This is a genomic window from Dietzia sp. E1, from assembly GCF_014145015.1.
Lineage (GTDB): Bacteria > Actinomycetota > Actinomycetes > Mycobacteriales > Mycobacteriaceae > Dietzia > Dietzia cinnamea_A.
The window spans coordinates 1-4,332 of record NZ_JAALDU010000405.1; the positions used below are offsets into that span (position 1 = coordinate 1).

Here is a 4,332-nt window from a genome sequence, read left to right on the forward strand (position 1 = left end):
CGACCGGCTCTACGGCACGCCGCTCGACTGGTTCTGATCCGGCTGCAGCGAGTGGTGACAACGGCGTGATGGTCGGCGATATCTGGCGCAGCCCCGCCGACGGAGAGTTTACGGAAGATGAGCGGCTGCCGTGCCTGCAGTACCAGCTCGACTCGGGACAAGAGGGCACTTGACGAAGTCGCCGATCGCGCCGGCGGGAGGGCGCTGCTGCGCCGGGTTACGACGGCGAACGCCCGTAGAGCCACCAGAGGATGGCGTCGTACGTCCACTCGCTGATGGGTTCTTCGCCGGTGGAGCCGTCGCCCCACCGAGGGAGGTCCGTCCAGATGCGGAGCGGCGGCCCGCCGAACATGGGGATGTCGACATGGGCGAGTGGTCGCATCGTCGCCCCGCGCACATCTCTTTCCTTGGTCCAGCAGTTGAGCTTGGGGATGAAGCCCGTCAGGCAGATCACGTCGTCGCGGGGATCGACCGGGGTCAGGATCCGGGTGCCGGGGACCGTCGCGTTCCAGAAGGCCGGGTCGGCCGGGCCCAGGACGTCGGTGACGGTCTCGGGCAGGCCGCGGGTCGCGGGAACCGGGGCGGCGGGTGCGGCGTTGGCCGGGATGGCGGGTGCGTCGTCGGCCGGGGCGGCGCCGGCAGTGGCGGATCCGAGGGCGGTGGTCGCGGCGGCGATCGCCAACGCGAGGCTGACCCTCCGCCGAGCAGGGGACATCTGGGGCACGGCGGAACTCCTCGTTCACTTGGGTGAAATCGTCACGCTAGCAGTGAGGGCAGCCCTCGGAGGGTGCCTCCGCTTCAGCATGGGCTGACACCGCCGGACCCGCGGCCGCTGGGGTTGCGAGTCGGTCGGGTGCGGTGGGGCTCGTCGTCGTCGCCCCTTTCCACGCGTACACCGTCGCGGCACGGACAGGACCGACATGGGGCGGACAACGCGGGTGCCGGGCTCGGTCGCAGGCTCGGAGGCGGCGGGCGGTGACTACACGAGCGGGGTGAGCTCCTCGCGGACCCAGCTGCGCAGGCGGGTCGGGGTGGTGGTGACGATCGAGCGGGCCTGTTCGGGTACGAAGTCGTCGCGCAGGCCGGTCGACATGCCGAGGAGTGCGTCCGCCCAGGCCGGCGGCATGCCCGCGCCGAGGTACTGGTCGCGCATCTGCTCGTCGGTGATGCGCTCGGCGCGGACCTCGCGACCCAGCTCCTCCGTGAGGATCCTCGCGACCTGGGCCCACGACAGGTCCTCGGGGCCGTGGACGGCCTGCACGCGCCGCCCGCGCCAGTCGGTGTTGAGCAGCGTGAGCGCCGCGACCTCCGCGACGTCGCGCGGGGCGACCCAGCTCATGGGCGCGTCGAGGGGCAGCACCGTCTGGAGCCGGCCGGCCCGTAGCGATTCCACCTCGAACAGCAGGTTGGTGAAGAAGTAGCCGCAGCGCAGGTGGGTGACGGACGCGTTGGACTGGTCGAGGGCGACCTCCGTGGCGGCGAGACCGTCGATCTCGCCCGCGCCGTGGCGCTTCTCCGCCCCGACGCTGCTCTGGAAGACGACCCGGTCGATCCCGTTGACCTCGATCGCGGCGACGAGGGACTCCGTTGCGCGGCGGTAGTCGTCCAGCGGATCGGGGGACTCGGCGGGCGGGTCGACCCAGTAGACGGCGTCGACGTCGGCCGTGGCGGCGATGACCTGGCCCGCGTCGCGGGAGTCGGCCTGCCTCGGCTCGGCGTGCTCGGCGACGTCGGCGGGAATCTGGTCCGGGTGGCGGGCGAGCAGGACCGGCCTGACCCCGGCGCGAATGAGCATGCGCGTGAGGTGACGGCCCACGTTGCCCTGAGGGGTGGTGACGGCGATCTTCATGGGGGCCTTTCTGCCGGGCGGGTTCTTTGTGCGGGTTACTCGGTGCGAGTTGCTCCGCGCGGTTTCCACGCTAGGGGCGGAAGCGGTCGGATTCGGTCCGGATTGCGGGCAGTTGCGGGCTTCCGTCGCCCTCGAGGAGGTACCTGGAACCGCGGTCTCCGAGAAGTCCCGCCCGCGGCCACCTACGGGTAAACTTCCATAGCACTGGAAGAAGGACGGAATGATGGCAGCAACGCTCGAAGGCGCGGAGGACACCGCCCGGTCAGCGGCCGAGACGCTTGCGGCCACGATCGAGGCAGGGGTCTCGGAGGATCGGCGTCAGACCGACGAGTTCATCACCGAGCTCACCGATTTCGCGTTGGAACTGCTCCACTCGTGGCCGTCTACAGCGCCGAGAGTTCACATCGACGGTCTGTTGTCCCTGCTCATCCGTGCGCGGACTGCACATGAACAAGACGACGCCGACGACCTGCTCGTCGCCCTCGTCGGGATGCGGACTGTCCTGTCGCGGATACAGCGTCAGAAGCGCCTCGCCCGGATCGAAGATCCGCAAGAAGCGCTCGCGCTCCTCGACACCTCTCTGGATGGGTGGAGTGCTGACGACATCGCGCGGGTTGTAGGAGCACAGTCGCGGGTCCTGACCAACTGGCGGGCCGGAGCGGTGCCGCGTAGAGCCGCGCTCGAGCGGTTGCAGATGGTGGCCGAGCTCGTGGTGGAGTTGCGGACGGCCATGACGGCTCGCGGGGTCCGAATGTGGTTCGACAACCCGGTGCCGCAGCTCGACGGACGGTCACCGCTCGAGGTGCTCGAGGAGGGCGACCTCCGGGCGCAGGCAGAGCTTCTGGAATTCGCCCGCGGTGGCCTCCGATAGGAAGGCGCCCCCGCGGATACGCGTGGAGCGGGCCGCGTTTCGCCAGGTGGGGCACGCGCAGCCACCGCTCTGGCACGACGCCGGCCTCGGCGGCGTGTCCGTGCAGTCGAGCGGTCGCTGGCATCGGAGAGGCGAGGGCTACGCCCAGTACCTGGCGTTGTCGCCCGCGGGGGCGTGGGCGGAGCTGGTCCGCTACTTCGCCCTGCGGACTCCAGAGGCGGTAGTCGAGCAGCGACGATCGCTGTGGCAGGCGTACGTGGTTCTGGACGACGTCGCCGACCTGTCGACGTTCGACGACTGGACGGCGTGCGGTCTGGACCCCGAGGTGGCGGTAGCCGATGACCACGCCGAGTGTCAGAAATTGGCGGCATGGCTGCAGGGTGAGGGCTACCGTGGGGTGCTCGCGCCGTCAGCGGCACTACCCGGCAGCGTCAATCTCACCGTGTTCGGGGGCCGCTATGAGCAGCTGGCCGCTGATGACCCGAGCGCCGTGCGAGGACGTGATCCTGACCGATGGCTGCGCGTGGCGCTGGCGGCGGAGGGGGCCCACCCTCCGAAAGAGCTGGTGACACGGACCCGGTACCGAGGCCAACCGCATGGCGGATACGAAGACTGGGCAGCTGGCACGGGGTAACTGTGCGGGGACGGGTGTGACCACTCGCGGGCCGGAGGGGGGCGCAGCGGCGGCGTCGTCGCAGCAGGACCCGCTCCAGCCGGCGGGAGCGGGCCCGACCGGGCAGTGGAGGCGCTCGTCGTCGTCATCCCTTTCGCGCCGGCAGGTGCTGAACCTCGACGGACAGCGGGCGCCACGAGATTCCCGGGATCGAGTGCAGGGGAGCGAACGGGTCGGCAGCGTGCTGCCAGGCGACCGCCAGGCTGTCCGCGATGAGGTCGGCGTCGGCGGGGTGGGCGCGCGTGGCGAGGCGCCGCAGGAGTTGGACGTCGGTGAGCTTGACCGTGACCGTCCAGGTGAGCGTGCCGCGGTCGGACGCCTCGGGGACCACAGTGCTGGTGCCGTCGAGCACCCGGAACGCGCCCTCTTCGAGGAGTTCCTCCAGGCCGCGCGTCGGCCAGATCAGCCACGGCAGCTGTTCCAGCGGCGGCAGGGCGGGATCGGGGCCCGCCTCCTCGCTCGCAGGATCCTCGATCACCTCGCCGGAGAACGCGTCAACCACCACGGTGTCCTCCTGGTACCGCGTCAGTTCGGCTGTCACCGCCGCCGGGTCGTCAACGGACACCGCCGCGGTGACAGTGCAGGACCACGTCTCGCGGTTCCTCCCGCGACGGGGACGCGCAGGCGAGGACTGCGGCGCGGGCTCGGGTTCGGGTTCGGGTAGGTCGAAGAGGCCGGGCTCGACGTTGTCCATGGCGGGTGAGCCTACTTCTCCGGCCCGGGATGCCCCAGTACGGCGCTCGAGTCTCGTATCGTCGATGAGGTGACGCCCTCGACAGATCGCCCGTACGGATCAGGCGACCTCTCCGCAGATGAACTGAAACAGGCCGTTCTCGACGCGCTCGCGAGCGCGGGGGTCCCGCAGACCGAGCTGATGGCCTCGCTGGCAGCCGGGGCGGACTACCAGTCGCCGTGGGAACGCCCGGCCGTCAACCGCCG

Annotated in this window: 5 protein-coding genes; 2 read left to right on the forward strand and 3 right to left on the reverse strand. The window is 70.5% G+C overall.

Going from position 1 to position 4,332, the window contains the following annotated elements:
- Nucleotides 1–217: 217 nt before the first annotated feature.
- Nucleotides 218–715: a hypothetical protein gene (locus G6030_RS13020; RefSeq protein WP_187701811.1), complete on the reverse strand. Its 498-nt coding sequence runs from the start codon at nucleotides 713–715 to the stop codon at nucleotides 218–220.
- Between the two features lie 264 nt (nucleotides 716–979).
- Complete coding sequence (locus G6030_RS13025) at nucleotides 980–1,849, reverse strand: NAD(P)H-binding protein (protein WP_182643418.1); 870 nt, start codon at nucleotides 1,847–1,849, stop codon at nucleotides 980–982.
- Nucleotides 1,850–2,072: 223 nt separating this feature from the next.
- On the opposite strand from G6030_RS13025, the gene G6030_RS13030 reads away from it, so the two are divergent.
- Both G6030_RS13030 and G6030_RS13035 read left to right on the forward strand, forming a co-directional pair.
- Entirely contained in the window at nucleotides 2,073–2,720 is a 648-nt protein-coding gene (locus G6030_RS13030) for an antitoxin Xre/MbcA/ParS toxin-binding domain-containing protein (protein WP_182643419.1), read from the forward strand.
- 46 nt (nucleotides 2,721–2,766) lie between these two features.
- Entirely contained in the window at nucleotides 2,767–3,354 is a 588-nt protein-coding gene (locus G6030_RS13035; protein ID WP_182643420.1) for an RES domain-containing protein, read from the forward strand.
- Between the two features lie 124 nt (nucleotides 3,355–3,478).
- Here the strand turns inward: G6030_RS13035 and G6030_RS13040 are convergent, their stop codons facing one another.
- A complete protein-coding gene (locus tag G6030_RS13040; protein ID WP_182643421.1) occupies nucleotides 3,479–4,087 on the reverse strand; it encodes a hypothetical protein in 609 nt (202 codons plus the stop codon).
- Nucleotides 4,088–4,332 lie beyond the last annotated feature (245 nt).

Coding starts and splice junctions, on each gene's coding strand:
- G6030_RS13020 (WP_187701811.1), bottom strand. CDS start 715: ATGTCCCCTGCTCGGCGGAGGGTCAGCCTCGCGTTGGCGATCGCCGCC.
- G6030_RS13025 (WP_182643418.1), bottom strand. CDS start 1,849: ATGAAGATCGCCGTCACCACCCCTCAGGGCAACGTGGGCCGTCACCTC.
- G6030_RS13030 (WP_182643419.1), top strand. CDS start 2,073: ATGGCAGCAACGCTCGAAGGCGCGGAGGACACCGCCCGGTCAGCGGCC.
- G6030_RS13040 (WP_182643421.1), bottom strand. CDS start 4,087: ATGGACAACGTCGAGCCCGGCCTCTTCGACCTACCCGAACCCGAACCC.